25 protein-coding genes, 1 tRNA gene, 2 pseudogenes and 1 riboswitch are annotated in these 26,362 nt (G+C 45.8%); of the genes and pseudogenes, 12 read left to right on the forward strand and 16 right to left on the reverse strand.

Translation table 11 applies throughout. The features are described from left to right. Positions 1-92 precede the first annotated feature (92 nt). The 5 genes and pseudogenes from AC5JR3_RS06915 to AC5JR3_RS06935 all read left to right on the forward strand — a co-directional run bounded on the left by AC5JR3_RS06915 (position 93) and on the right by AC5JR3_RS06935 (position 2,895). A complete protein-coding gene (locus tag AC5JR3_RS06915; RefSeq protein ID WP_495844751.1) occupies positions 93-269 on the forward strand; it encodes a DUF6888 family protein in 177 nt (58 codons plus the stop codon). Further along, a complete protein-coding gene (locus AC5JR3_RS06920) occupies positions 266-490 on the forward strand; it encodes a DUF6887 family protein (RefSeq protein ID WP_495844338.1) in 225 nt (74 codons plus the stop codon). Before AC5JR3_RS06915 ends, AC5JR3_RS06920 begins: the two co-directional genes overlap by 4 nt. Positions 491-885: 395 nt before the next feature. Then, positions 886-2,031 carry an ImmA/IrrE family metallo-endopeptidase gene (locus tag AC5JR3_RS06925; protein WP_495844339.1) on the forward strand — a complete coding sequence of 382 codons (1,146 nt, stop codon included), beginning with the start codon at positions 886-888 and terminating at the stop codon, positions 2,029-2,031. Further along, a complete protein-coding gene (locus AC5JR3_RS06930; RefSeq protein ID WP_495844341.1) occupies positions 2,021-2,629 on the forward strand; it encodes a hypothetical protein in 609 nt (202 codons plus the stop codon). The genes AC5JR3_RS06925 and AC5JR3_RS06930 overlap by 11 nt, the downstream gene beginning before the upstream one ends. Next, positions 2,626-2,895: pseudogene (locus AC5JR3_RS06935) on the forward strand (type II toxin-antitoxin system HicB family antitoxin). The gene AC5JR3_RS06930 and the pseudogene AC5JR3_RS06935 overlap by 4 nt, the downstream one beginning before the upstream one ends. Positions 2,896-3,047: 152 nt before the next feature. Here the strand turns inward: AC5JR3_RS06935 and AC5JR3_RS06940 are convergent. The 4 genes from AC5JR3_RS06940 to AC5JR3_RS06955 form a co-directional block, all read right to left on the reverse strand. Continuing rightward, a complete protein-coding gene (locus AC5JR3_RS06940) occupies positions 3,048-3,908 on the reverse strand; it encodes an MBL fold metallo-hydrolase (RefSeq protein ID WP_495844342.1) in 861 nt (286 codons plus the stop codon). A gap of 134 nt (positions 3,909-4,042) precedes the next feature. After that, entirely contained in the window at positions 4,043-4,846 is an 804-nt protein-coding gene (locus AC5JR3_RS06945; protein WP_495844344.1) for an SDR family NAD(P)-dependent oxidoreductase, read from the reverse strand. Positions 4,847-5,139: 293 nt separating this feature from the next. Continuing rightward, positions 5,140-5,352, reverse strand: coding sequence for a hypothetical protein (locus AC5JR3_RS06950; RefSeq protein ID WP_495844346.1), 213 nt, complete (start codon positions 5,350-5,352; stop codon positions 5,140-5,142). After that, the gene (locus AC5JR3_RS06955; RefSeq protein WP_495844348.1) at positions 5,349-6,146 is read right to left on the reverse strand and encodes a pentapeptide repeat-containing protein; all 798 of its coding nucleotides are present in this window, start codon (positions 6,144-6,146) and stop codon (positions 5,349-5,351) included. The genes AC5JR3_RS06950 and AC5JR3_RS06955 overlap by 4 nt, the downstream gene beginning before the upstream one ends. 304 nt (positions 6,147-6,450) lie before the next feature. Here AC5JR3_RS06955 and AC5JR3_RS06960 point away from each other — a divergent pair, with 304 nt between their 5' ends. Together AC5JR3_RS06960 and AC5JR3_RS06965 are read left to right on the forward strand one after the other, a co-directional pair. Further along, positions 6,451-6,816 carry a helix-turn-helix domain-containing protein gene (locus AC5JR3_RS06960; protein ID WP_495844351.1) on the forward strand — a complete coding sequence of 122 codons (366 nt, stop codon included), beginning with the start codon at positions 6,451-6,453 and terminating at the stop codon, positions 6,814-6,816. 5 nt (positions 6,817-6,821) lie between these two features. After that, positions 6,822-8,021 (forward strand): hypothetical protein, encoded by a 1,200-nt coding sequence (locus tag AC5JR3_RS06965; protein WP_495844354.1) that lies wholly within the window; start codon positions 6,822-6,824, stop codon positions 8,019-8,021. Between the two features lie 188 nt (positions 8,022-8,209). Here AC5JR3_RS06965 and AC5JR3_RS06970 read toward each other — a convergent pair. The 3 genes and pseudogenes from AC5JR3_RS06970 to AC5JR3_RS06980 form a co-directional block, all read right to left on the reverse strand. Beyond that, a pseudogene (locus tag AC5JR3_RS06970) lies at positions 8,210-8,335 on the reverse strand (nucleotidyltransferase family protein); the annotation flags it as partial. Between the two features lie 35 nt (positions 8,336-8,370). Beyond that, positions 8,371-9,006, reverse strand: a complete 636-nt coding sequence (locus AC5JR3_RS06975) for a Uma2 family endonuclease (protein ID WP_495844753.1) — start codon at positions 9,004-9,006, stop codon at positions 8,371-8,373. A gap of 121 nt (positions 9,007-9,127) precedes the next feature. After that, on the reverse strand, positions 9,128-9,361 hold the full coding sequence (locus tag AC5JR3_RS06980) for a hypothetical protein (protein WP_495844356.1): 234 nt from the start codon (positions 9,359-9,361) through the stop codon (positions 9,128-9,130). 74 nt (positions 9,362-9,435) lie between these two features. Here AC5JR3_RS06980 and AC5JR3_RS06985 point away from each other — a divergent pair, with 74 nt between their 5' ends. Beyond that, a complete protein-coding gene (locus AC5JR3_RS06985) occupies positions 9,436-11,487 on the forward strand; it encodes a thioredoxin domain-containing protein (RefSeq protein ID WP_495844358.1) in 2,052 nt (683 codons plus the stop codon). Positions 11,488-11,661: 174 nt separating this feature from the next. Further along, positions 11,662-14,196 (forward strand): CPBP family glutamic-type intramembrane protease, encoded by a 2,535-nt coding sequence (locus AC5JR3_RS06990; protein ID WP_495844360.1) that lies wholly within the window; start codon positions 11,662-11,664, stop codon positions 14,194-14,196. Positions 14,197-14,310: 114 nt separating this feature from the next. Here the strand turns inward: AC5JR3_RS06990 and AC5JR3_RS06995 are convergent, their stop codons facing one another. Next, positions 14,311-14,619, reverse strand: a complete 309-nt coding sequence (locus AC5JR3_RS06995; RefSeq protein ID WP_495844362.1) for a DUF4278 domain-containing protein — start codon at positions 14,617-14,619, stop codon at positions 14,311-14,313. Positions 14,620-14,654: 35 nt separating this feature from the next. Then, a riboswitch (Glutamine riboswitch) is annotated at positions 14,655-14,742 on the reverse strand. 194 nt (positions 14,743-14,936) lie between these two features. Here AC5JR3_RS06995 and smpB point away from each other — a divergent pair. Continuing rightward, positions 14,937-15,404 carry an SsrA-binding protein SmpB gene (gene smpB / locus AC5JR3_RS07000; protein ID WP_495844363.1) on the forward strand — a complete coding sequence of 156 codons (468 nt, stop codon included), beginning with the start codon at positions 14,937-14,939 and terminating at the stop codon, positions 15,402-15,404. 233 nt (positions 15,405-15,637) lie between these two features. Here smpB and hsdR read toward each other — a convergent pair whose 3' ends face one another. From hsdR to AC5JR3_RS07025, 5 genes are all read right to left on the reverse strand, one after another. Continuing rightward, the gene (gene hsdR / locus AC5JR3_RS07005) at positions 15,638-17,971 is read right to left on the reverse strand and encodes an EcoAI/FtnUII family type I restriction enzme subunit R (RefSeq protein WP_495844365.1); all 2,334 of its coding nucleotides are present in this window, start codon (positions 17,969-17,971) and stop codon (positions 15,638-15,640) included. Between the two features lie 173 nt (positions 17,972-18,144). After that, complete coding sequence (locus AC5JR3_RS07010; RefSeq protein ID WP_495844367.1) at positions 18,145-19,569, reverse strand: ATP-binding protein; 1,425 nt, start codon at positions 19,567-19,569, stop codon at positions 18,145-18,147. After that, positions 19,566-20,798, reverse strand: coding sequence for a restriction endonuclease subunit S (locus AC5JR3_RS07015; protein ID WP_495844369.1), 1,233 nt, complete (start codon positions 20,796-20,798; stop codon positions 19,566-19,568). Before AC5JR3_RS07015 ends, AC5JR3_RS07010 begins: the two co-directional genes overlap by 4 nt. Positions 20,799-20,800: 2 nt before the next feature. Beyond that, on the reverse strand, positions 20,801-22,366 hold the full coding sequence (locus AC5JR3_RS07020; protein WP_495844371.1) for a class I SAM-dependent DNA methyltransferase: 1,566 nt from the start codon (positions 22,364-22,366) through the stop codon (positions 20,801-20,803). A gap of 549 nt (positions 22,367-22,915) precedes the next feature. Then, a tRNA-Val gene (locus AC5JR3_RS07025) sits at positions 22,916-22,987 on the reverse strand. A 43-nt stretch (positions 22,988-23,030) separates the two neighbouring features. Here AC5JR3_RS07025 and AC5JR3_RS07030 point away from each other — a divergent pair. Together AC5JR3_RS07030 and mazG are read left to right on the forward strand one after the other, a co-directional pair. Next, a complete protein-coding gene (locus AC5JR3_RS07030; protein WP_495844373.1) occupies positions 23,031-23,642 on the forward strand; it encodes a metal-binding protein in 612 nt (203 codons plus the stop codon). A gap of 68 nt (positions 23,643-23,710) precedes the next feature. Next, a complete protein-coding gene (gene mazG / locus AC5JR3_RS07035) occupies positions 23,711-24,550 on the forward strand; it encodes a nucleoside triphosphate pyrophosphohydrolase (protein WP_495844375.1) in 840 nt (279 codons plus the stop codon). Between the two features lie 41 nt (positions 24,551-24,591). Here the strand turns inward: mazG and AC5JR3_RS07040 are convergent, their stop codons facing one another. The 3 genes from AC5JR3_RS07040 to AC5JR3_RS07050 all read right to left on the reverse strand — a co-directional run bounded on the left by AC5JR3_RS07040 (position 24,592) and on the right by AC5JR3_RS07050 (position 26,259). Continuing rightward, a complete protein-coding gene (locus AC5JR3_RS07040) occupies positions 24,592-25,065 on the reverse strand; it encodes a peptidoglycan-binding domain-containing protein (RefSeq protein ID WP_495844377.1) in 474 nt (157 codons plus the stop codon). A 208-nt stretch (positions 25,066-25,273) separates the two neighbouring features. After that, positions 25,274-25,645 (reverse strand): hypothetical protein, encoded by a 372-nt coding sequence (locus tag AC5JR3_RS07045; RefSeq protein ID WP_495844378.1) that lies wholly within the window; start codon positions 25,643-25,645, stop codon positions 25,274-25,276. Between the two features lie 209 nt (positions 25,646-25,854). Then, on the reverse strand, positions 25,855-26,259 hold the full coding sequence (locus tag AC5JR3_RS07050; RefSeq protein ID WP_495844380.1) for a PPC domain-containing DNA-binding protein: 405 nt from the start codon (positions 26,257-26,259) through the stop codon (positions 25,855-25,857). Between the last annotated feature and the right edge of the window lie 103 nt (positions 26,260-26,362).

The following is a 26,362-nucleotide window of genomic DNA, read 5'->3' on the forward strand; positions in this document are numbered from 1 at the left end:
CTTCCAAGATTAACCATCCGATGCTTCTGAAGAAGTAGTTTACACAAGATGATAATATTCTGCGGGGTGATAGGTAATGAGGAGCAGAGATTATTCCTACGTCAGAACAAAAAACCCAGTGCTTTGTTTTGTGCTGCTGGTTTACGAAACTTTACTTACCTGTAAATATTGTTCGTGTGGACGAGCGCACAGGAAATGTCTTCTTCTTGGCAGGTGAGGAGAATATCATTGAGATATATCCCAACGGCAGATGGAGGTATGTGCAATGAGCAAACCTAACTTTCAGGCAATGAGTCAGAAAGATTTACATGCCTACGTTTTGGCTCATCGGGATGACCAAGAAGCGTTTTATGCTTACGTAGACAAGTTACATGCAGAGGCGAATTGGGTTGAAATGCCACCGTTACAGTCTTTAGAGGACTTGGAAAACTATCCTGAATTTGTTGAGCGTGTTCGCAGTAGTTCGCAGTCGGGAGACAATGCCATCTAACAATCACGTTGCAGCAGACAAAATCAAGCCTTTAATGTGCAGTTCAAGGTTATTTACCACCGCTGAACGCAGTCGTTAGATTGCTTCTGTGTAGTGTATGAAATTTACCACACCTAGCTTTAGCACAAGTCTTCACAGATGATGAAATGGAAAATCAAATTCTCTACATCTGAGTCTGTTCCATTGTCAGCTGATGAGAACGGGGTGATTCAAAGCCAAGTGTTTCCAGGCTTGTGGTTGGCAGTGACTGACCTATTGACTGGAAATATGGGGTGAGCGATCGCTGTGTTGCTCCCTTAGGGTTGGCAGCACTAGAACAGACCTCATTTGTGCAGCAACCGCATCTCTCCTTGTAGAGTTATCTTAGCTCAAGAATCCTCCCAGGATTTTACTCTATGACATTTGATCTGAGTTTATTTAGTTCAAAACTGAAGAAATATCGTGAGCAACTCAAAACTTCTCTTGACGAAGTTTCAGCAGTAACAGGTATATCAACTCAAGCTCTAGCCGCTTTAGAAAGTGCAGAAAGACGACCTACAGGAGATGAGGTTCTAATCCTAGCGGACTACTATCAATGTGATTACCAATTCTTCATTTCCAATGAAAAAGTAGCTCCCTTTGAACAAACTGAGACGTTATACAGAAGACATGGCGATTATTTTTCCAAAGAAGATCGTCGGGCTGTACAAGAGTTTTTATTCTTATGTGAATGTGAGGAATTCTTGCTTAACTCTCTTCCTAGAAGAGACTACAAACCTTTTAGCTTTTCTAAAATTGGAAGTTACTTTAAAGGTCATGGTGAGAAAGCCGCCGCAAGGCTCAGAAAACACCTTGGTTATTCTTTTATTCAAGTAGGGAGTGATATCTATGAGGATTTTCGCACTTTAGGATTTCATATATTTCGTCGCCAATTAGGTAATTCAAACATTTCTGGCTTATATATTAAACACCCTACGGCTGGAAAATGTATCTTGATTAACTATAGTGAAGATGTATACAGACAAAGGTTTACGGCTGCTCATGAATCAGCTCATGCAATTTTAGATGAAGAAGAAGATTTTATTGTTTCTTTTACAGGGGATAAAAGTAATCTTGTGGAAGTCAGAGCAAATACATTTGCATCTCATTATCTCATGCCACCAGATTTCCTAAATAATATTCCAGACTCAAGTAACTGGACTCCTGATAAAGCAATTGATTGGGCAAACAGACTGAAAGTGAGTACCGAAGCTTTAGCAATTGCATTAAGAAATGCAAATCTCATATCACAATCTATCGAAACACAAATTAAATCTGTCAGAGTGCCAGGAGATAGAAAAATCGATCCAGAGTTGCCAGCAAATTTATCTCCAGGCTCTCGTCAGCGTCGAGAACAATCATTGAAAAGAGGATTGTCCACTTTTTACGTCAGTCTTTGCCTTGATGCATATGAACAAGATGTCATATCAGCAGGTAGATTGGCAGAGATGCTCTTAGTGAGTGAGCGTGAGCTAGATGCAATGGCAGCTCTCTATGGGAGAGGTTTAAAGTATGGCAACTGAGCGTGACCCATCTAAATTTCACAAGTTTAATGTCGTTGATACTTGCGCGATTTGGAATATAATTTCATCCCAACTCCTTCGTACAACAGCATATTCTGTAGGCTGCTCTTTTTGCTGCACTGACTTCGTTTATTATGAGTGCCTATACAAACCTCGAACAGAAGTTAAACCTGAAGATATTGCACTGCAAAATCTATTAAGACAAGAAATACAGAATGGGAAGTTTAAGAATTATCACTTAGATATTGAAGACTTACAAGAAATCGAGGTGTTACAGAAGCGCAAGAATCTTGGTAAAGGAGAACTGGCATCCATTGCTTTTGCAAAAAAGACTTATCAGGCTTGTTTAACTGATGATAAAAATGCAAGAAATCTTGCGGAAGAAGTCTTAACTCACCCTAGAGTGCAAACTACAGCCCATTTATTAGGTTGGTTATTCTTTGAGCGTTTTTTGATTGATGGTGACTTGAGTCTAATTATTGAACAGCATAAACAGTACAACAGAAAATTAGAGGAATATTTTATAGTGATGTACCACAGAGCTTTAGATTTTAGATCTAAGCAATATTTTGAGATTGAAAAGGATGAAGATTCATGAGTCGATACAGCATGATTGTTCAATGGTCTGATGAAGATCAGCTTTTCCTAGTCACGATTCCAGAGTTTAGCGATAGCGAAGCGCTGCTGCGTTAGCGGAGCGGCTCTGAAAGAGCTAGCGCAGATCGCGTTGTTATGCCTTGCACTCATGGCAAAACTCGTGAGGAAGCAATTCGTAACGGTGAAGAAGTAATTGATATGTACTTGGAAGCTTGGCAAGCAGAAGGTGAATCCATTCCTGAACCCAGTACGCTGCAAATTGCCTAATTATTATTAATCTTCTGACGCACCTTGAACCAGGAGTCAGTTTTAGCCTTGACCTCAAACATCAAAATAATAGACTAACTGAGCATAATCTTCTGTTGTTCGGCGCGATCGCTCTACTTCTGCTTCTTCAATCAATCTGACCGACCCAGACCTCATGAATGATGAATTCTCAAGTTCTCGGAGTCGCTGGACTGGTCGGCGAACGCTTTGAACTCGATCGCATCGTGACTGCAAAAGAGGCGCACGTCGTTACTGCGATCGCGCGATAATGCACGTAGCCGATCTTGATTGTGGAGCCTCGCCTCACGATCCACCTCCATCATCGTTTGGTAGAAACGCATTCCTGGCGTGCAGCGTCGCTGGTCGGAGTCCATCTCGTGTCGGTAAAAGTAGGCATCGCCTGCATTCAGCAGCCAACCCTCTGGTGTCTGGATGGCAATGCCAGCATGACCCCGTGTATGACCAGCAAGCGGAATTAGGAGAATCTCCGGCGGTAGTCCCTCAAGATCGCGGACAGCCTCGAAGCCGAACCAGGGTTCGCCCCCCGGTGAATAGAACTTCCAGCGTTTTACCTCGTCCCACTGCTCTGGACGATAGCGCCTTCTGGCAATGAAACCGTGCCGATCCTGCGCGGCGTCAATTTCAGTCTGCATTACATGTACAGTTGCTTCCGGGAAATCCTCCAGCCCACCCGCATGATCGAAATCGAGGTGGGTCAGCACGATATGGCGCACATCCCGTGCAGAAAATCCCAGCCGCTCAAGCTGATCGATCGCTGTGTACTTGCGATCGAACTGGATACCGTTGAAATGAATAAAGAAAGGGCTGAGCCGCGAGTAAGGCGACTGGACATCCTGTAGACCGAAGCCAGTATCAATCAGAACAAGTCCCTGGTTTGTCTCGATAAGCAAGCAGTGGCAGACGAGGCGAGCCGTTAGACCACGACTAAAGCCATCGAAGAGCGCCCCACCGACCGGGCACATGCAGCCACAATTAAGATGATGAATATGCATAAATGTTCTGCTTTAAACTACTTTTTGTCTACGGGTATTGATGTCTGCACCTCACTCGATGCTTGCATTTGCTCCGGTCGGTAGAGAATATCCGCCAAAACGCCTTTACATACATCACAAAAGCGTTGCGTGGGTTACTTGTTAGCCGACTCAGGCTTAGTCAGTAGGCCATGCAGTTCAGCCTTGACGGTATCAGGCAAAACCTTGCTTATATTGCCCTCAATCTTCGTCAGGAGCGAACCGGCAATGATGTGATCCTTGCCTGCCATCAGAGCATCGAAACCCTGTTTAGCGACTTCAGCCGGGTCATCCTTCTGTGTTTCACCCACCGTGGTGTCGTCCATTCCCGCGCCATGGAAGAAGTTGGTACTAGTTGGCCCAGGCATGAGCGAAGTGACGGTGACACCTGTATCCTTTAACTCGTTGCGTAGCCCTTCCGAGAAGGAGTGTACAAATGCCTTGGAAGCCGCGTAGACTGCTTCATACGGCCCCGGCATGATGGCAGCAATTGACGAAGAAAAGAGGATTCGACCCTTGCCGCGCTCGACCATATCTTTCACTACCCGTTTGGCGAGATGCACAGATGAAACGACGTTCAGGTTGATGAGATTCAGCTCGTCTTTCAGGTCAGTCTCGCGGGCGAAATCACCGCCGACACCAATTCCTGCGTTAATGGCGATCGCCTCTACCGATCTGCCAGTCGCCTTAATTTGGTTGTAGAGTTTCTCAACACCGTCATAAGTAGCAAGATCAGCCTGCACCGTCTCGACCTTGGCACCCAGTCCCTCAAAGGTTTGAGCGGCTTCATTGATACTCGGTCCGGTGGCTGTGACGAGGAGATCAAAGCCGTTTTGGGCAAACTGTTTGGCAAGCTCGTAACCGATGCCTTTGGTGGCACCTGTCACGACAGCTAGAGGTCGGTTCGGTGAACTGTTCATAACCATTCAAACTCCTATAGAACTGTTCCACGCTAGAAAAGCTGTGGATTGTGCTTCTTTCTCGCTATAGACAGTCTGTGCAAACTGTGCGATAGCGCGATCGCTGCCCGAACGGGAGCGCCACTCTTACAATCCTAGGAAGACATCTGTGCGATCGCGTCTTTCCAAGGAAGTATGGCGCTTTGTGTATTTGAGGTTACTTTTGTGGAGTTCAGGCGATCGCCTGCGGTTTAGATCCCCGACATTTTAGAGATGTCTCTGGCTGTCACTAGCTCGAACTACCAAACTGTAATTTAGATGAAGGGCAAGCTGTAATTTTGGTTGGGCTTAATCAAAACATAGACACGCAACTGATGCTCCAGCTTACCCAAGATGCACAAGGCTATGTGGGAACCTTCGATATGGGGCTTCAGATGACTTGAACGAGCGGATTTTACTTGTGAGCGATCGCATTCTCCATAATTGCAGAGTTGATAGAACGCGATCGCCCAAAACGCCCAACTCACTCACGACGAAACACAAACAGATTGCCTGTTGCACCTCGTCCTACCCTGATTTCTTTATCTAAGTAGGAGGTTGTCCACTCTGCCTCATTTCGGAGGAATTCTAATACTGGGATTTTCACAGTTTGTTGGAGTGATAAAATACCTTGAGTTGTAGATTGGGTTGTAGGTGTAGGCGTTGGTGATGAAGAAGATTCACTATTTAGGGCATTGATAATACCCACGATACCGCTCCCACCTATGCCAGCAACTATGAGCGGTACTAAAACGTACTGCATCCACCATTTGATATCTTGGACTCCAGGCGCTGCATCCTTAAAAATTGCACCTCGGTTTTTCAAGTCGCGCTTCGCATCTTCAGTTAGTCCAGTGCTGCCTCCAAATTGAGTACCTTGAACGTTCGTGCCGCTCAAGTCTGTACTGCTTAGGTTAGCGTTTTTCAAATTCGCTCTTTGCAAGTCAGCACCAGTAAAGTCAGCGCCAGTTAAATCAGCGCCAGTTAAATCAGCACCATTTAACTTAGCATCAGGTAACTGAGCGCCACAAAGCTTTGCCTTTGTCAAATTGGCTCCATAAAGTTGAGCCTCCTGTAATTTAGCGCCATTTAGCCGGGAATGACTCAAATCGCTTCCGTTGAACTTTGAACATGACAAGTTAGAGTGACTAAGGTCGCGGTGGCTTAGATCCAAAGCACTCAAGTCCTTTTGAGAAAAATCATTGTTTGGGGACAGTTTAAGGCTAGGCATGATTTTTAAGTTGTTAACGCTGTTTAACCAGAAAGCTAGCTTGGGAGCCATCCAAATTCAGACAGCAAGTGTCGAACTTGGGATTGCTCGAATTAGCACTTGAAGCCAGGTAGTTTGATGAGGAGCAGTGTTCCCCTAGACTGAACTCGCTTTTTCTTAGTCTTAGCCGCTTATATATTAGCCACAGCAGCTAATAAAAATAATATTAGTCGCTGTGGCTAATATTGTCTACTCTGTTGCTAAAAAATGATAAGCTGTAGTTAATAAAGCTAGAACTCAAGAGGAATTGGCTCTGTGGGTAGCGCAAGCAGGTTGGCGCTGGCTACAACAGAGCCACTCTCGTTAAGGAAGAACTATGGTTATCAAATGGCGCTTAAATGTGCTAATGGCTGAGCGGCACATGAAAAATAAGGATTTGACAGAGGCAACTGGTATGCATCCTGTCACAATCTCCAAGTTGAAAAATTCTCAGGATGTGCCAGAACGGTTGGAACGCACGACCCTCGAAAAGCTTTGTGCTGCTCTTAACTGCCAACCGGGAGATCTGATGCGATGGGAACCTGAACAGGAAACCATTGAAACTCAATACCAATCTAGCCAACAGGGTAAACACGTCAAACAGGAAGGGCTTTCACCGTCAGATATACGCAAGCGAATAGGTACTGACAAGTATCCAAAAGCCTCCAATCCCAAAACTCCCCTTGAGTATCAGGAGCAGTAAGAGTAATGCGACGAGTTTTGGTTTCTTACCTCCTTATTCAAGAGTTGCTACTCAATCGAGTTGGATTTGTTGAGGATGCCGATCATCTCTGGGAGTTGATGCGTTTCAAGCAAATTCAAGGGTACATAACACCAAGAGGCTTAGATCTCATCTACCTCTTACTCATTGACTTGGTAGGTGAGAACGATGCCGAAAAAGAGATTTCTGGAATAAAAAAAGTAGTGGAAGTTTGTCCTGTTAATCATAGCCTTATAAGGAATCTGCAAACATCCAAGCTTAGAAATTCAGAGTCTGCAATAGAGCTTGCTTATGCAAGTTATATGGAACTTGATGCGATTGTTACTCAAATTCCTGAAAATTTTGATAATACTAAATTTCCCATTTGGTCATTAGATGAGCTGATACATCAAAATTTAGAAGCGAGTTTCAAAAAACAGCCTAAAAGCTTATTAAAGGTTGTAGAGAAACTAAATTACAGCTTCTATCAAGAAAATACAGGAGTAATAGGAGAGAGAAAGTATTATGATATCTCGAAAATTGCAAATAAGCTAAATAGGACTTTTTACGATAGATTTTCAGGAGTACAGTTAAGCTTATTCCAATCCGGTGAACAGTTAAGCTTATTCCATTTCTTAGATATTGAACGTGCATTTGGCTATAGAATACGAAATTCTATTAATACAGCACTGAAAGTATTTAAACTTATAAAAAAAGAAGGTTCTAAAGGTATAGTTCGACGAGAGTTAGAGAAGAAAACTAATTTTTCGGAAAGTAAAACAGATAATATTATCTTAGATTTGCAAAACTTACAAATGGTATCTGTTCAAGGATATAAAGTAATAGTTCAACCCTACTTAGCAAAATCAGAGGAAATGGAAATCGCTGGTCACATAGCAGAAATACTAAAGAATTATGCTGTAACAAAAGTAATTTATCAGCACTTGAGAGCTAACAAAAGTAAAACTATGACTAGAGAGAATTTGCGGAATATAATAGTTGAGGCTTTTTCTAGCGAAAAGGGCGTTAAAATTAAGTCAGCAGGGGATTACACAAGTAGAATGCTCGGATGGCTTTTCTTTTCAGGATTATTGGAAAAGCGGGAAAACGGATTAATTGCAAAACCAACTAAACCTTGTAAAAACAAGCAGAGAGAAAAAAAAGAAACAAAGGTACAACAGCTAACTCTTTTCGCAGAATTGTATTAGGTTTTGACCTTGAGTTCATATTTCCATACTCTTGTTAGAGCCTTTTAACCTTAACAGGCAGAAAAGGTTTGCCAAAAATTTGTTATTTTCTCTCGGTTCTAAAAACCCCCACATCAAGCTTTCCCTATGCTCTGAAAAGATATCGAAGTCATTAATAACTAACAATCATTGACAAATAGCGATCGCTAAACCGTATTTCGTACTGCATCGCCAGCTAACCACCAGTCGGGGAGATTCAAAAGCGCGATCGCAGGTAACACAACACCAATTGGCGAATCAACTAAAATCTCCTGGAGGCGAGTGGCACTATCCATATTTTGCTTATCTAGTTTGGTTCCAGTCCTTCCAGTTATTGACTTATTTGTATTTTCAGTTCGCGCAGCATCCGACTGGTTCCCTCATCAATGGCTTTTTGTACCAGTTGGGGAATCATTTCGGTGATGGGAAGATCGGGAAAGATAGAACTGATGGATGATTCGGCGTAGTCCCCGTTCTGGAGAAGATAAATCGTCAGTTGGCAATTCCGATAGATCCATACTTCTGGAACGCGCAAGGCTTTATAAGCATTCAAAGTCGTCTTTGAAGTGACATCAGACTCAATGGCGAGATCGGGGGGTGGGTAAACCTGTAGATCCATATTGGTGCAACCTCGAACACGACTGGCATTCTGGATGTAGAAGCAGGTATCAGGTTCCACTCCCGCAATTTCTGGTTGTTTCAGAGTCGTTGATCCAAAATCTTCCCAGTCCTTTCCTTGAGCATCTAAGATAGCTTTGACAATATCAGCAATAATGCGATGGGGGCGTTCGTGCAGTGCCAAAGGAGACATGATTTCAAGCGTTCCTCGGTAGTATGCTATGCGGGTGCTGCGCTTTTCTCCCAGTTCGATAAGAATCTCTTCAAAGTCTTGCCAGGAAAGGTTATGAAGGCTAATCGTGCTACCGGGAGTGAGTTCAATGGCACGAATGGGAATGGTAACGGTCATTGGTGTTCCTCCGTCGATTGCTGGGGCGGTTTCTTCAACCGTAACTCGCCATTCACCCACAATTATCATTGATGACTAACTGACAGTCATTGCCTCGCCAGCGATCGCAACTTTTACAGTCCTAGGAAGACATCTGTGCGATCGCGTCTTTCCAAGGAAGTATGGCTGTTATGTGGTTGAGGTTACTTTTGTGGAGTTCACGCGATCGCGTTTCGGTTGAGATCCCTGACTTACTATCTCTACCGATCTTCAGATGATGGATTTGTTCCTGACGATAGACTGACAACAAAGGGGCTGACGCCAAACATCCGCCAAATCTGCTGGCAATATTGGGCGGGGTTGCAAACCTAGGCATTCTCAAGCCTCCCTCAGCCTTAAGCCACGATCTTGCAGTGCATCTATCCCTTACCCTTACCATCATCTGTTCCCATGACTAATCGCCTTGCCGAATCTCAAAGCCTTTACCTCCGCAAACATGCCGAAAACCCGATTGATTGGTGGTCTTGGTCTGATGAGGCGCTTTTAAAGGCAAAAACTGAGAATAAGCCCATTTTTTTGTCAATTGGCTATTCTAGCTGCCACTGGTGCACAGTGATGGAAGGGGAAGCGTTTTCCGATGTAGCGATCGCCGACTACATGAATGAGAATTTCGTGCCGATCAAAGTAGACCGGGAAGAACGCCCCGACATTGACAGCATCTATATGCAAGCCTTGCAGATGATGACCGGACAAGGGGGTTGGCCGTTAAATGTCTTTCTCACCCCTGACGACCGGGTACCCTTTTATGGTGGTACCTACTTTCCCGTTGAGCCGCGCTACGGACGACCGGGATTTTTACAGGTGTTGCAATCGATTCGCCGCTTCTACGATGTTGAAACCACTAAGCTGCAAAGCTTCAAAGCCGAAATTTTAGAAAACCTGCAACAGGCAACACTACGTCCTGGCTCTCAAGAGTTGAGTGCAGAGTTGTTCCAGCAAGGATTAGAGAAAAATACCAGCGTCATTAGCGGCAGTAGTGTCGGAGGCCCCAGCTTCCCGATGATTCCCTATGCGGATCTGGTACTACGCAGCACCCGGTTTAATTTTGAGTCGCAGTATGACCCTAGGCAAGCTGCAACACAACGGGGACTCGATTTAGCTAAAGGCGGAATTTATGACCAGGTTGCTGGAGGGTTCCACCGCTATACTGTTGACCCCTCCTGGACGGTGCCCCATTTTGAAAAGATGCTCTATGACAATGGACAAATCGTCGAGTATTTAGCAAATTTATGGAGTGCAGGCATTCAGGAACCTGCCTTTGAACGAGGAATCGCGGGAACGGTGCAATGGCTAAAGCGAGAAATGACCGCACCGGAGGGTTACTTCTATGCCGCGCAGGATGCGGATAGTTTTACTAATCCTCATGAAGTCGAACCGGAGGAAGGGGCGTTTTACATCTGGAGTTACGCCGAACTGGAACAACTGCTGACAGAAGCAGAGTTGGCGGAACTGAAACAGCAGTTTATGATTACGCCGAAGGGAAATTTTGAAGGCAACATTGTTTTACAGCGATGGAATAGCGATCGCCTCAGTGATACCGTAGAAACCGCCTTAGATAAACTTTTCCAAGCTCGTTATGGCGCAACAGCAGAGAGTTTAGACACCTTTCCCCCTGCCCGCAACAACCAAGAAGCTAAAACCGGAAACTGGTCGGGGCGCATTCCTGCTGTCACTGATACGAAGATGATTGTCGCCTGGAATAGCTTGATGATTTCAGGACTAGCTAGGGCCTACGGTGTCTTTAAAAAGCCGGAGTACCTGGAACTGGCAACCAATGCTGCCAACTTCATTTTGAATAACCAGTGGGTAAATGGACGCTTCCATCGCCTCAACTACGACGGACACGCCGCCGTCTTAGCCCAGTCGGAAGACTATGGGTTGTTCATCAAAGCCTTACTAGATTTACAGGCTTGTACTCCCGAACAAAGCGGCTGGATAGAAAAGGCACTCTCAGTCCAAGAAGAGTTTGACGAATTTCTCTGGAGTGTAGAACTGGGAGGTTACTACAATGCAGCCGTGGACGCTAGCGGAGACTTACTGGTGCGGGAACGTAGTTATATGGACAACGCTACACCCGCCGCTAATGGTGTAGCCGTGGCTAACTTAGTCCGCCTTGCCTTAGCCACTGAAGACTTGCAATACCTCGATCGCGCTGAGCAAACTTTACAATCTTTTGGTAGCATCATGAATCAGGCTGCCCAAGCTTGCCCTAGCCTGTTTACGGCTCTCGATTGGTATCGCTACTGTACTTTGGTTCGCACCACTTCCGATCGCTTGGCTGATTTGACTGCCCACTACTTACCCGCCAGTGTTTTAGCCCCAACCTCCGAACTTCCTGCCAATGCTGTAGGTTTAGTCTGTCAAGGACTCTCCTGTCTAGAACCCGCCCTCAGCGAGGAGCAACTATTGCAGCAAATCCAGCACAGTCAAACCAGGGAATAAGCGGCTTTAGAGCAAAGTCCTGAGTCGGTGAGTCGGTGCGTTTAAGATTCAACCAGCACTTGGTTTTAGAGAATCAGGAATGTCTTAACCTATGGGGCGGCTGCTATAAGCAGAGGAATTAATCGCCTTATCGATCGAGCTAAATTATAGCTATCTATTTAATTTGGCTCGATCGTGGTTCAACAACGGATAAGGCGGAGCCTTGGGCAGAGGCAAAAACAACTGTGGCTGATTTTTGTGGTTCTGGTGGTGCTGATTGTCAGTATCGGGGGGTTGACTCGCCTTGGGGACAACAATCAGACAGCAGAATCGAAATATGCGATCGCTCGTCAGTCGCCGTTTAATCACCCGGACTATTATCCCCTCCAACAAAGCCTTGACTCTCAGCTTTACCGCCCCCTTGCCCCCTGGTTAGGACGCCTCATCCTGCCAACCCAACCGCCAACGCAGAAGGCATCCGATTGGGTTGAGTTTGAAGTCTATAATGCTCCCCCAGAAGCTCAAAACTTGGTGGGGCAAGTGGTGCGCCTAGAGTGGAGCCAATCACCAGATGTACAGGCGTATGTGCAAATGGTGACGCAAGATGTCAACTTTACGCCAGATGCCCAAAAGAGTCAGCGCAGTGGAAACGTCCATCCCACCCGGTTGAACCACCGTCCGCAAGTCGGCCCGTTACAATCCCTCGCTGGTGCAAGACCTGAAGATGATGTCATTGTTGCCCTCAAGCAAGTGACGGTAACTTCAACGAGTCAAGAGTCAACTGTACTGAGGATTGCAGAGGAACCTGTTCAAGTGACGGGTCGCTTCTATGGCTTAGTCAAGGTGCTAAAGCCTGTATCTAATAGGAGGGGTGGCGAAGATTTGGGGAAACCCTCACCTTCCCTATCTCAGGAATTCTTCCGGGTGCGCCACTACAACCCCGCCTCCCAGCAGTTTGATGGAGCCGAAGAGGTCGTTCGCATTCCCCAGGTGTTACCCAGCCCTGATGGTCGCTATCAATCAACCCCGCAGCAATTGGAACACTCCGCCGCCGGAAAAAGTGGGTGGTACATCTATGGAGCCAAGAATGCAGAAGGGGTGTTTGTGGTGCAGGGAATTGCGCCGCGATCGCTGTTTCAACTCCAACCGGATCGGGTGCTGTTGGGCAAAGCCGCCGGGCTAAATTACATTAATCACCAAAACTGGCAGCAGGCGAAGAAAGGGACAATTACCAAGGTTCTGGTTGACCCTAGCAAGCCTCAACCGCAACAGGCGATCGCCCAATGGCAAGAAGGCGATCGCGCCCTCGTGGTTCACCTCTTTGGCGGCATTGGTGGCAAGAAGGCAGAGCCAAACTTCGGTGGTACGGTTACAGGTCACTTTGCCTACGGATTAGCGGAGGTGGTGCGCGATCCTTTCACCAATGAGTTACGGTTTGACATTCAGTATCAACAAGTCTACGCCCACAATCCCAACGCCATCATTGCGGGGACGGTTAGCTGGGCAGATTATATGGGCAACTTGCAGCGAGGTTGGCTGGGTAATCGACCAGTTGCGGATGTCTTAGTCAAACTAGATGCGATCGCCCAAGACTACAACTTTGGTACTGTTTCCCTCTCACCCCTACGGGAACTGCAACAGCAACTCAATATCATGATGGCGCGTTACCGCACGGGAGACGGGACGGGCGCAGCCATGGTAACTCCTGCCCTCTCTTGCGTTCAAGATTCTAGTCAGGCGATGTATCGAACGATCAAACGCATTGAACAGCAAGTCAGTACCACCCCCGCGATTCAATCATGGCTGCAATCACATCCAGATCACCCTCAAACCTTGCGCTTTCAGCAGCTTGTAAAACTGGGTAAAGACCTGGGAAAAGAGCTAATTCCCTTAGGGATTGTGCGCTCAGACTGGCAAAAAAATACTGAAATAGCAGGAATTCCCGCAGGCGATCGCTTTATTCGGGACAACAGTTGGCTCACCCAACTTCTCAGTTGGCGAACAGTCTTACCACGAGTGGCACACGATGAAATAATCAGCCTGTTCCTCCGTCATGGCGCGACACTTTGGTTTCTTCGCACCAACCAAGTTGGCGGATGGAACCCTGATATTAGCCCCCTCGCACCGACAGAACTGTTTGGACAGTTTTATATAATTCCCAACGCCTTCTCCCGCGTGATTGAAGCGGTTAGCTGCGTCCCCCATCCTCAAGGTTGGTTGTTATCCGCCGGAATGCTCCTCGCTTATGGACTCATTGCACTACCCTTGGGCTGGCAGCAAGGCTTTTTAAAGGCAAACTTCCTTACCCTAAAGGAAATGACCCCTGGGCAAACCTTTCGCTTCGCCTTCACTAGCCTGATATCTCCCGCCTTGCTGGAGGAGTTGGTGTTTAGAGTATTGCTGATACCCCATCCCACAGAAGGAGTTGATGTGCAGACTTGGTGCTTTTGGGCGGCGTTGAGTCTGCTGTTATTTATCCTTTATCATCCGTTGAGTGCGCTGACTGTCTATCCACCTGGATATCCTACATTTCTCAATCCCCTTTTTCTCCTGTTGACAGGGCTTTTGGGGTTAGTTTGTACCGTAGTCTACGCTCTGACGGGGTCTGTTTGGGCGATCGCTCTCATCCATTGGGTAGTAGTGGTTGTTTGGCTATTGGGATTAGGAGGACAGCAAATGTTGAATCGCAATGTCTCCCAGCAGTTATTGCCAAAACACGAAAAAAAATAACAAATTATCTTCTGCAAAGCGCCACATCGCCTAAAAAGCCCAAAATAAAGAACCCCCAGTCATTAGTTTTAGCTGGGGGTTCTTTTATTAGATTATGCTGAAATTATTAGCTACTTAGGCAAGTTCAGCGGTTGCACGATTCAACATTGCCCGCTGACGGTTCAGTGCCGCACGTTCTTGATTGAGCATCTGATAGCGAGCTTTGTCTTGAGTTGACAAAGTTGTTGCAACTTCCGGGTTGATCGCTGCTTGGTAGGCTGCGCCACGGTATTTTAGATCAACAGTTGCCTGTTGTACGAATGGCTTTTTCAGATTCCGGAATCTCCAGTCTAAGCCCCGATACTTGCCTACGGTTTTGCTTTCAGTAGCTTCAACCTTAGGGGGATTGTAATCGTAGCTAATACCGCGATAAGAGAGTTTCATGGTTTTCGCCTCTGTAATGAACTGTGGTGAGATGAGGCGCGTTCCTTCGGGATAACTCCGTACTTCCGTCTCTCGATACCGTTTCCAGTTACTTTGTCTTTAGAACGCTGAGAGATGAACGATTTACTTTCTGTATCTATTGTTACTAATTTGGAGGTAAATGTCAAGTCTTTAACGTTTCTTTACAAAATATTGCCCTCAAAAGACGACCTGTAGATGTGGACGCCTTGGTGTGACAGGTTGTAACACAGAAAGCACAACGTCAGGAATTACTTTTATGATCACAATTCCTGGCATCAGACGTTAATTTTGTTGATATGAGTGAAAAAAACGACGGTTATAAAATTGTTAGTGACAATCGGCAAGCTCGATTTCTATACGAAATCCTGGAGACTTTTGAAGCAGGGATTGAGTTGAAGGGAACGGAAGTCAAATCAATCCGAGCGGGTAAGGTTAACCTGCGCGATGGCTATGGCTTGATTCGCAACAGAGAAGCGTGGTTGCTGAACGTGCATATCTCTCCCTACCAAAGCAGCAGCGATTATTTCAATCATGACCCGCGTCGGACACGCAAATTGCTATTGCACCGCAAGGAAATTAACAAACTAATTGGCAAGGTAGAACAAGAGGGTTTAACCCTAGTGCCATTAAAAATGTACCTGAAGCGCGGTTTGGTAAAGGTGACTCTGGGGCTGGCGAGAGGAAAGAAACTCCACGACAAGCGCGAAAGCCTGAAGAAGCGTCAGGATGAGCGAGAAATGGCACGGGTGATGAAGCACTATTAGTAGGATGCTTAAAAAGCGATCGCCTTCAATCAGCGATCGCATCCATTAGTTACACTTCTCAGATTGAGGCGTAGCAAGTGTTGCTGGAAAACTTGGGAGGGAATGAATGAGCGATCGCCTAATTAAGAATACTCGACTTGAAGCGAGTATCTCGTCAGCCTGAGAAGCTGAGGCGATCGCTCAGCTTGCATTTTGGTATGCCTAAAGGTTTGTACTAGCCAGAGTGTTCTGAATCACGCTGCTCCTTCCTGGGAATACAAATACTGCTGAAACCCGATAAATACTTCCCTAATATTTGCAACGTTTCCTAATGCTGTAACCGCATCACCAACGGTATGATATTTCAGCTCTAACAGTTGAGGTAATTTAGTGCGATCGAGTTCCCCTACCCCTGCTTTGATGTATTGTTCCAGTACAAAGTCGAGAAATTCTTGCTGTTTGCCGATATACCGCGAGAAGATTAACGACTTGTGAGCGAGGACGCGCTCTCGGCGGCTTATGGGTGTAGAGGCATAGGCGATATAAGCCAGCACATCATATAAATCGCTTTCTTTAGCATCAATCAGGCGGCTAATTTCCGTGAGTTGTTCCTCCCCGTAGCCCCTCTCTGCAAGTCCTTCTAATAGGGCTTTACGGGTATCAGGGCGGCTCCAGAGTTCTCTTAATGCGTCTTCATCTCTGAATAGTTCAGGAATTTCGCCAAACAGACGTTCTACAAATTCTGCGGCGGTCATGGGTTTACCGTCTGGACTCCAGAAAGTAGTAAAACTCTGGTGCTGGAGGGTGCGTTCTTTCCCATCAGCTAGCTTGATTTTGATTTTTTGAGGGCGGCGTTCTTCTGGAGTTTCCACGCTACCTTTGTTAGTGTCTTTTATGAAACCTTTGGTTGTATCTGCACCTTCAGGCTTTTTGACTACTACAGGTTCTTGGGGTTCGCCATCCCATTCAGGATCGTTGAAGTGTTCGTAGGCTTTAACAAAATCATAAATAGTGAAGTAGTCTTTCCCCTCAAATAGGCGAGTCCCTCTACCGATAATCTGCTTGAATTCAATCATCGAATTGATGGGACGCATCAGCACGATGTTACGAACGTTTCGGGCATCAACCCCAGTGGATAGCTTTTGGGACGTGGTGAGAATCGTGGGGATATTTTTCTCGTTGTCTTGAAAAGTGCTGAGGTGCTGTTCTCCCAGTTTCCCATCATTGGCGGTGACGCGAACACAGTAATTGGGGTTAGTGCTAATCTTCATTTGATTGATTAAATCTCGCACCGCTAGAGCGTGGTCTTGGTTGGCGCAAAACACCAGAGTTTTTTGATTCTGGTCAATTTCTTCCATGAACAGTTGCACTCGGTAACGTTCGCGATCGCTAATTTCAATAATGCGGTTGAAGTCGGCTTCGGTGTAGGTTCTCGCTTCGTCTACTTCACCTTCGATTAATTCATCGTCGGGGCTGTAAATATATTCATCGAGGTTAGTTTCGATCTGTCTGACTTTAAAGGGAGTAAGAAACCCGTCGTTGATGCCGTCTTTGAGGGCATAAGTATAGACTGGCTCGCCGAAGTAGGCGTAAGTGTCGGCGTTGTTGGCACGTTTGGGGGTGGCAGTTAGTCCCAGTTGTACGGCTGGGGAGAAGTATTCTAAAATGCCGCGCCAAGTGCTTTCGTCACTGGCTCCGCCTCGGTGACATTCATCAATGATGATGAAGTCGAAAAAGTCGGGGGGATAGTCACTGAATTTAGGGGTAGGATTACCTTCTTCATCCCTTCCAGTCATGAATGTTTGGAAAATGGTAAAAAAGATACTGCCATTCTTGGGGACTCGACCCCGTTTTTTGATGGCTTTAGGGTCAATGCGGACAAGGGCATCGTCGGGGAAGGCAGAGAAGGAGTTATAGGCTTGGTTGGCTAGGATATTGCGATCGGCTAGAAACAAAATTCGAGGGCGACGGGTGGGTTTTCGGCTGATGTTCCAACGACTTTGAAAGAGTTTCCAGGCGAGTTGGAAAGCAATGAAGGTTTTGCCTGTACCAGTTGCCATCGTTAATAGAATTCGCTCTCTTCCTTGGCAGATCGCTTCTAGGACGTGCTTAATGGCATTGTGTTGATAATAACGGGCTTCCCATGTACCGCTTCTGTCTTCAAAGGGGATGGCTGCAAATAAATCGCGCCACTGGTTATCTTGGCTAAAAGTGGCTTCCCACAGTTGATCGGGGGTGGGATATTGGTTGATGTAGCCTTCTGCACCTGTGAGCATATCGACTTGGTAGATACCGATGCCATTTGTGGAGTAGGCGAATCGAGTCTCCAATTTTTCGGCGTATTTTTTGGCTTGTCCTAAACCTTCGGTGTCGGGTAGGTCGCGTTTTTTGGCTTCGATGACGGCGAGTTTTTCACCCCGATAAACCAGCATATAATCGGCGATGTCTGATTGAGCGCGTTTACCGTTGCCAACTAAGCGACCAGGGGCGATAACTTCGCGACGGATGCGACTTCCTTCGATAACTCCCCATCCTGCGGCTTTGAGTGCAGGGTCAATGAGTTCGGCGCGGGTTTCGGCTTCGTTCATATTTCGCTCATCTGGATTTGCAATTAATCACTTTTTTGTTTGTTCTGTAAGGGTTTCAGGTTTTAAGAGGGGCTGATATCGATTTGCAATTAATCACTTTTTTGTTTGTTCTGTAAGGGTTTCAGGTTTTGAGAGGGGCTGATATCGATTTGCAATTAATCACTTTTTTGCTTCTAAGCCCAAAAGGGAAGATAGCGAGCATAACGGGTAGAGCTTGATTCAGATTCATCAGTCTTGATCCAGCCTTCTTCCTTAGTAGCTCCTATAATCTGAGAAACGATGACAGCCTTTGCCTTTGACTCACTTAAACGAAACCGCTCTCGTAGGGTTTGGTTAGACATTCGTTGATTGTTGACGAATAGCAAGCAGCAATGCTGGTAACAGGCTCGAATTCGGTCTGATTTGCTCATATCGGCAAAATCTTGATGGGCAAACAGTACTGCTGTGGTGCGGGTCTCACCCACTCGAAAATCTGGTGCGGGTAGTTGAAAGTCCTCTGCTGCGCTTACAACTTTGTCAATGCCACTGCCTTTTTCTTCACATATACCGAAACGTCGCATTAGGTCGGCAAGTTGTTCGTTACGGGAGCGATATTCATCAATAAATCGCTCTACCTGAATAGGCGGAATGCCGGGATTAGATATCTCAACGCGATCGCTATACATCTCGATCATCACTGAAGTACCTGTTGCTAGAAAATCTTGATGCACCAAAGCATTAGCAATCAGTTCTCGTAAAGCCTGTTTTGGGAACATCTTTACTTCTTCCCGCACAACTTCCTCGATGAAGCGATTTTGCGGTGCTGCTGAGTGGACAAAATCCACTAATCCGTCAAAGCCAACTGCATAACCTTTAACACCTGTTATTTCATTACGAGTTTTCAGCTTATCTATACCTTCGTAAATAACTACACGGGGTGCTTTACGAGCTAATGTAGGGGAAAAGGCATCTGGTTTTTTTGCTAACAGGATGGCAGCTAAGTTAGTGATTGTCCAGCCCTGTGCTGTTTGTTTAATTAAATGTTGGTTCTGCAATCTTTCTAGGACGGCATCGCGGGTAGTAGGGTAGGAAATTTTTAGTAGTTCAAAGTATGATTGAGTATCTAAAAGGTTGATTACATCATCAGGGCTGGCTTCTGATCGAGCAGATTGGCAAAACCAATCTTGTTGGTCTTCTGCAAAAATTTTCTTGAGTACATCTGGTGTCATTGGGCGTAAATCTTCACCAGATCGCATCAAGTATGCACCATCAAAGGTATAAGCTTGTCCTACAGGACGAGGTGGTATTTCAAAGACTAACACTCGACCATTGGGATGGGCTAATTCTGTTACGTCTACGCGGAATCCGAGTTTTTCTACAATACGGGATTTAATTTCATTCAGGGAAGTCTGTGATGGAAAAGCTTGGGAACCTACAATTTGACGTGGTGGCTTATTGGTTACGCCGAAAACTAGATATCCACCTCCCTCATTGGCTAATGCTACACAATACTTGAGTAAGTCAACTTTATTAAATTGCTGCTTGGCTTGTTTAAATTCAAGTTTTTCGGTTTCAGCAGGTGCATTCAGCCATTTTTCAAGGGTTTCTAGGGTAATCATGCTGCAATTGCCTCTTTAGCAGCTTTTGGGGTGTCTGCGGTGAGTTCGCCAGTGAAGGCTTTTTGCAGGATGGATTGTTTGAGTTCGTTGAGGGCGGCGAGTTTTTGGCGGTAGATGGTTTCGAGTCGCTTAGTATCGGCTTCAAGAGTTTCAAGTTTTAAAACTATAGCTTCTTGAATAAGAAGATCAGAAGGAAATGAAATCGGAATTTTTTTGAGTAAACTAGCTTTAATACCTTGTGCTGTTGCTCCAGTACCTTTGTTCTGTATGCGCTGCTGAATTATGTTTGATAGAAGCAGGAATTTCAAAAAAGTTTTGTTAATGAATTTCTCATCTGGCTGCATAATGATGACTCTTTGGGCAAAAACTACTTTTTCATCTGTATCTAGTTGAGCCACATTGCCTAGTGGTGCTTCAGTCGTGAATAAAACATCACCTTTTTGGGGAATTCCTCTAGTCATCCAATCATCATAAATATCTGGATTGACGAATTCTTGTGGTTCTAGTTGTAAAAATCCCATTTTTACGTTTTTAGCCGTAATAAGCCGCATTCCGCCTTCTGTCTTATTGGGTGTACGACCACGATAATCAATAAACTTGATACGATCTTCAATCGCTGCGTCTACCCATCCGTCGCCTTTCTGGGTAAAGATGGCGTTTAGATAACTTTCAAATAGTTCGCGGGAGTTGGCGAGGTTCTTTTTGGTGTTTGCGATCGCTCTATCAATCCCCTCAAACGCCTCATCTAAAATTGCCACAATCCGCTTTTGTTCAGGAAGTGGTGGAACTGGAATTTTTATCTCTGCCAGGTGCTTAACCGACATGGATGGAATTAACGAGCGTTCAGCTTGCTTCATTAATTCACCGCGAACAAATTCAGTTGGAATTATGTAAAAAAGATAATCATTGTCAATAATGGAACGGTCTTTGTTGGTGATTTTGCAGAGAGCTACGTTAAATGCTCCCTTAGCACCTCTAAAAACTCTACCAATATGTCGGTAAGCTACCATTAAAATGTCATCAGGTTCTACTTTATGCAGCTTAGGCGTATCCGGAACATACACTTCATAGTCGTCGTTGTTGCCGTCTCGAATTTGGTAAAATCTAACGTAACCTTCTCTTGGTTTATGAATAAATTGGCTTTTGGGTGGATTATGACCACGGTTTAAGAGGGCAATTTCACCAAATTTCTTCTCAGTCCATCTCTCTGGCAACTGCTTAGTATTCATCTTCAACGACATACCATCCCTCCAATTCCTGCCAGAATCTCCGCACTTTCTACATCTAACGCAGCAATTTCATCTAAAATTTCCTGCGGTTCTCGTAACAGCGATTCCTCAGCCTTATTCGGATTCTTCACCGACAGATCGAACGTCACCCGATCTATATCAGCAATATCCACCAGCCAAGACTTTTCCGACTCTGCGAACGTAGCCTGTAACTCCACAAACTCCCGCAAGTCGTCATCATTCAGCGCATTAGTTTTACCCAAACTACGCCCCGGATCGAGTTGGTAATACCAAATTTTCTGAGTTGCCATTCCCTCACTTAACGGTTTTCCTTGAGAAAATAAAGGCATCCCCGTTCCCTGAGCGAAGTCGAAGGGAACAGCGTCAAAGGACTTTCCTTTCTCAAAAAACAGCACCACCGTTTTCACCCCCGCCCCGATAAAAGTCCCACTCGGACAATCCAAAATCGTGTGCAGATTGCAACTAGTCAAAAGCTCTTGACGCAACGCCCGCGAAGCGTTATCCGAATTGGAGAGGAACGTATTTTTGATAACCACTGCCGCACTACCGCCCATCCTCAGCATTTTGATGAAGTGCTGCAAAAACAGAAATGCCGTCTCCCCAGTCTTTATCGGAAAATTCTGCTGTACCTCCTTGCGTTCCTTCCCCCCAAATGGCGGATTTGCCAAGATGATATCAAAACGATTCTTGTCCTGAATGTCACTGAGATTTTCCGTCAGGGTGTTGGTGTGGATAATATTTGGTGCATCAATGCCATGCAAAATCATATTCATGATGGCAATCACATACGCCAAACTCTTCTTTTCCTTACCCGTAAAGGTATTAGTCTGAAGTGTCTCTAGCTCTTTTGTCGTCAGCTTACCGTTCGGTTGAGCGAAGTCGAAGCCCCGACGTAAATATTCATAACTCTCGCACAAAAACCCCGCCGAACCGCAAGCCCCATCATAAATGCGATCGCCAATCTTCGGCTTCACCACCTGAATCATCGCTCGAATCAACGGACGCGGTGTGTAATATTCCCCACCATTGCGCCCCGCATTACCCATATTTTTGATTTTGGCTTCATAGAGATGGGATAGCTCGTGTTTCTCCTGTTGCGATCGAAACCGTAGCTCATCGACATATTCCAGTGCATCCCGCAAGCTGTAGCCGCTTTGAAACCTATTCTTAATCTCGCTAAAAATTTCCCCAATCTTGTATTCGATTGTGTCTGGACTAGTAGCCCTCTGCTTGAATCCCTGTAAATAGGGGAATAGCTGACGGTTGACATAATCAATCAGATCGTCACCAATCAGCACATTATCATGATCCAACGTCCCATCAGCTTTTTTGGGGGCTGCCCACACTGACCAGCGATGCGCCTCATCAATAATAAATTCATAAGGTTTCCCAACCAGTTCCGCCTCTAGCGCCTTTTCATGCTCCAAGTCATCCAGATACTTGAGAAACAGCAGCCAGGACGTTTGCTCCGTATAATCTAGCTCTGTGGTGCAGCCCGCCTCCTTCCAGAGAACGTCATCAATATTTTTGAAGGTTTGCTCAAACATCTAATCTTTTATGAGAACTTCAGTCAGGGTAGTTAAAAATTGAGCTAAATTACGCCGCCATCTAGTAAACGGCTGAATCTCTTGGAATATAGAAGCCATTTTTGTTCAAGATCATCCTATACCTCAAGACCGAAGACCATCCTATTCTGTCATCAGCCGCTCGTGAATGAGAAGAGTTGATATTAGGGGAGATTGAGCCTACGCTTCGCCCTTTGGTTCAGCCGTTGGGGGATTTTTTGGAGTTCTGCATCTGAAGCGCTACTGCCAAGCGCAGATCGCCTCTTCCAACTCAAACTCCACAAGTTTAAGCGATCGCGCCTTAGAGCCAGTTCTTAAGCCAAGCGTTGGCGAATGCGATCGCTCCAAAAAGCCACAACAGGCGACCCCCCCTCAATCGTCGCCATCGCCAAACCCCTGTCAAACTCTACCAACTGCGGACATTTTAGTTTCTTAGAATTAGAAATATGACATTAATTTGTCACTGGCAGTTCGGCGACATTGATTTGTCACGACGACACATAATTAGTCACTGTAAATTAACCGAGTAAATGGGCAGTACTGGATTCGAACCAGTGACGTCCTGCTTGTAAGGCAGGCGCTCTACCACTGAGCTAACCGCCCGGTAAGATACTTACTTAGATTAACATGAGTTGCGAAAAAACTGATGCCTTCTGGACAAACACACGATCGCATTACCTTATGGACTTTGCCGCTAGTAACTGGCATCAGCTTAGGAGTAACCCGTAGTAGCGATCTAACGTTGATTGTCTCTAGTGGGTTTCTCTTTAGCGGGTTAATGCTGAGTCCAGATTTAGACCTGTACTCGCGCCCCTTTAAGCGCTGGGGTTGGTTGCGGTGGATATGGATTCCCTACCAGAAAGTAATGCGCCATCGCTCGCTGTTTTCCCACGGACTGATTATCGGTACGACACTGCGGGTGCTTTATCTGGCGGTGTGGATTATTGGGTTAGGGGTGTTGGGGTTGGCGGTGGTGCAGGTATTCCGAGAGGTGAGGTGGAACTGGCAGGAGTTTGGGCAAGATGCAGAGCGATCGATCCTTCAGTACCAAGCCCAGTGGCTAGCGCTATTTGTGGGGTTAGAGTTGGGGGCGATGAGCCATACCCTGAGCGATCAGCTGGGTTCTGGCTACAAGCGCTTTAAACGCCAGGGATGGCAGGGGATATTGAGAAAGAAGCGATCGCGCCGCACTACTCGCAAATCTAGTCAGCCTGCTGTGAAGAAGCGCACGCCAAAAACAAAGAAGGATAAAGGCTGAAGGATGAAATTTTTGGCAGCCAACCGCAATCGCGTTAAGAATAGTTAAGTGGTCTTAAAATTTCCTTTATGTCTAGTTCCCAGGACTTGCAGAAAACGTCTCAGGCTGATGCTTTGGCAGCGATTCAGGAGTTGATAGCGGTGGTGGCTCAGTTGCGATCGCCCGATGGTGGCTGTCCCTGGGATTTGGCGCAGACACCGCAATCGCTGACTCCTTATGTGATTGAAGAAGCCTATGAAGTAGTGGATGCGATCAAAAGTGGAGATCAAAACGCGATCGCGGAAGAATTAGGCGACTTACTCTTGCAAGTCGTGCTGCAAGCCCAAATCGCCAGCGAGAGCAAGCAATTTACCCTGACAGAAGTAGCGCGAGGCATTACCGAAAAGCTGATTCGCCGTCACCCCCATGTCTTTGGGGATGTGGCGGTGGAAAGTGTCGAGCAGGTTCACCAAAACTGGGAGCAAATCAAAGCGGCGGAGAAGGGAGAAACAATAGCCCAGACGCAGCTACTCAGTCGCAAACTCAGTCGCTACGCCCGCCAACTCCCACCCCTAATGGCTGGAATGAAGATTTCGCAAAAAGCCGCCGCCGCCGGGTTTGAGTGGGAGAACATCGAAGGCGTTTGGGAGAAGTACCACGAAGAATTAGCAGAGTTTGAACAAGCACTAAAGCAAGAAAGCAAAGCCGAACAGCAAGCTGAGTTGGGAGACTTACTCTTTACATTGATCAACATTGCCCGTTGGCATGACCTCGATCCCACAGAAGGGCTGCAAGGAACAAACCAGCGTTTTATTCAGCGGTTAAAAAAAATGGAGGCAGTCGCAGACCGCCCCCTTTCAGATTACACTCTAGCTGAGTTGGAAACACTTTGGCAGCAAGCTAAAGCCCAGATTGCTAAAGAGCTTTAGTTGCCAGGAAATCACACAGATCGCAGCCGACAAGCAGGGAATTAGCGAGGTATTTTGCTCAGGGCGTGCCAAGTGCGATCGCCGACAATTCCATCAGCCACTAAATTAGAACGCTTTTGGAAGGCAATCACCGCCGCTTTGGTAACCGGGCCAAAGTCACTGTCGAGCGTACCGCGATACTCCCCGGTAGACTTCAGCTGTTGCTGAACGAGCAGAACTTGCTTGCCCTTGCTACCTTGCTTCAGCACTGGCATATTAACTGGGGCACCCTTGTATAATGCCTGCCAAGTTAAGTTACCAACGATGCCATCTTCAACTAAAAATACGCGGCGTTGGTAAGCAATAACAGCTTGTTTTACTACTAAGTCAAAAATTCCATCAATGTCACCTGTATAGGTATTCCATTTTGTTAGAAGAGTTTGGAGTTCTTTAACAGCTTCTCCTCTGGAACCTTGCTGAAGTACTGGCTTATTGAGTTGAGCAGTAGCGTTGGTTTGGAAATCAGAAGTTTGCATCTTTTTGCCTCGTGAAGTTTTTCTTTGACACTTCCTAAGGTACGCGGGTTGCTCTTCGATCCACATCACCCACTTGTGTACTCCAGTCGGGTGATTTAAAACCCAGTTTGTGACTAATTAGATGGGGAAAGGTTTATTCCTAGATCCTAAAGAAATAATAAAAAATAGACAGCGATCGCTGCCTCCTAGGGACGATTAAATTCAGAAACTAGTTATTTACCAATTCGTCGGGTAAAACTCGGAAGAAAACTCGCCAAAAATTAGGTCTTCTCCGCACATTCAGCCGAGATCCCCTCTCTACTTCCACGACTGGATAGGCAATCCAGCTTCCCCGCTCATAAAAATCTCGTTTTTCTCGTTTGGCGCGGTTAAGAGTCTCGTGAGATACATCTAAGAGATTAGCGGCTCGTTCGGTAGTGCAGCAATGCTCAATTTCAACTAACTGATGATGCAGGCTATGCTGAAGAACTAATTCCTCAGTTTTGTGACTATTAAACTGTTCATCTTCCAAAAAATCAGGACGCTCTAAAAGGTTTGCACTTGTCCCTGAATGCAAATGGCTCTGGCTAGAAATAATCATGGATATTTTGCTGAAATGTAACAATATAGAGAAAACTTAGAGAAACTTTGTGAAGGGCTAAAGCTGCAAACTTTGCTACTTTTAAAATTGCTCTCTATATGCTATTTTAGCAAAATCAAATGGTCTTGTACTGTCGTGTAAGTTCGGAAGTTAGCACTTGCAGAAACTGAAAAACTATTTGGCTTTTGAAACTCTGTTTGTTGGCGAATTTAAGCTAAATCTTTCGGCACAATTTGCAACTCTCGAAAGCCAGTTTGCTGATCAACCGTCCTCAAGAACGTCAAGCCTTCTGCTTCTCCAATGACAATTTCAGCCGTTGTGTAGATTACGCATCCTTCTACGAGATGTCCGCCCCTAGTCTTACCCGTTCCGTCTGCTACAGCGATGTGCAAATGAATTCCAGATTCTGACAGCGTGCCATTGAGAGACAAAATTTCTAACTTCTCTGGCAAAATCGTTGCCGTGTCTCGATTGGCAAAGCGAATCAACCCTTGCTTGAGGCTACCAATTGCAGTTAAGACAAACCCCGCTTGCAGATGATTCTCAATGGCAAAGTCTTGCAAGCTAACTTTTAAATCTTGATTTGGCTGCAGTCGGAGGGCAAAAACCTTCATGTTCTAAATCAAGAACGGATTAGTGTTATTTGGTGAAAGATCCGCATCATCTCACAGGATTCGTTTTAGTAAAATAAAACTACAAGGATTTGTTGAGGTTGTA

Source organism: Kastovskya adunca, from assembly GCF_059505785.1.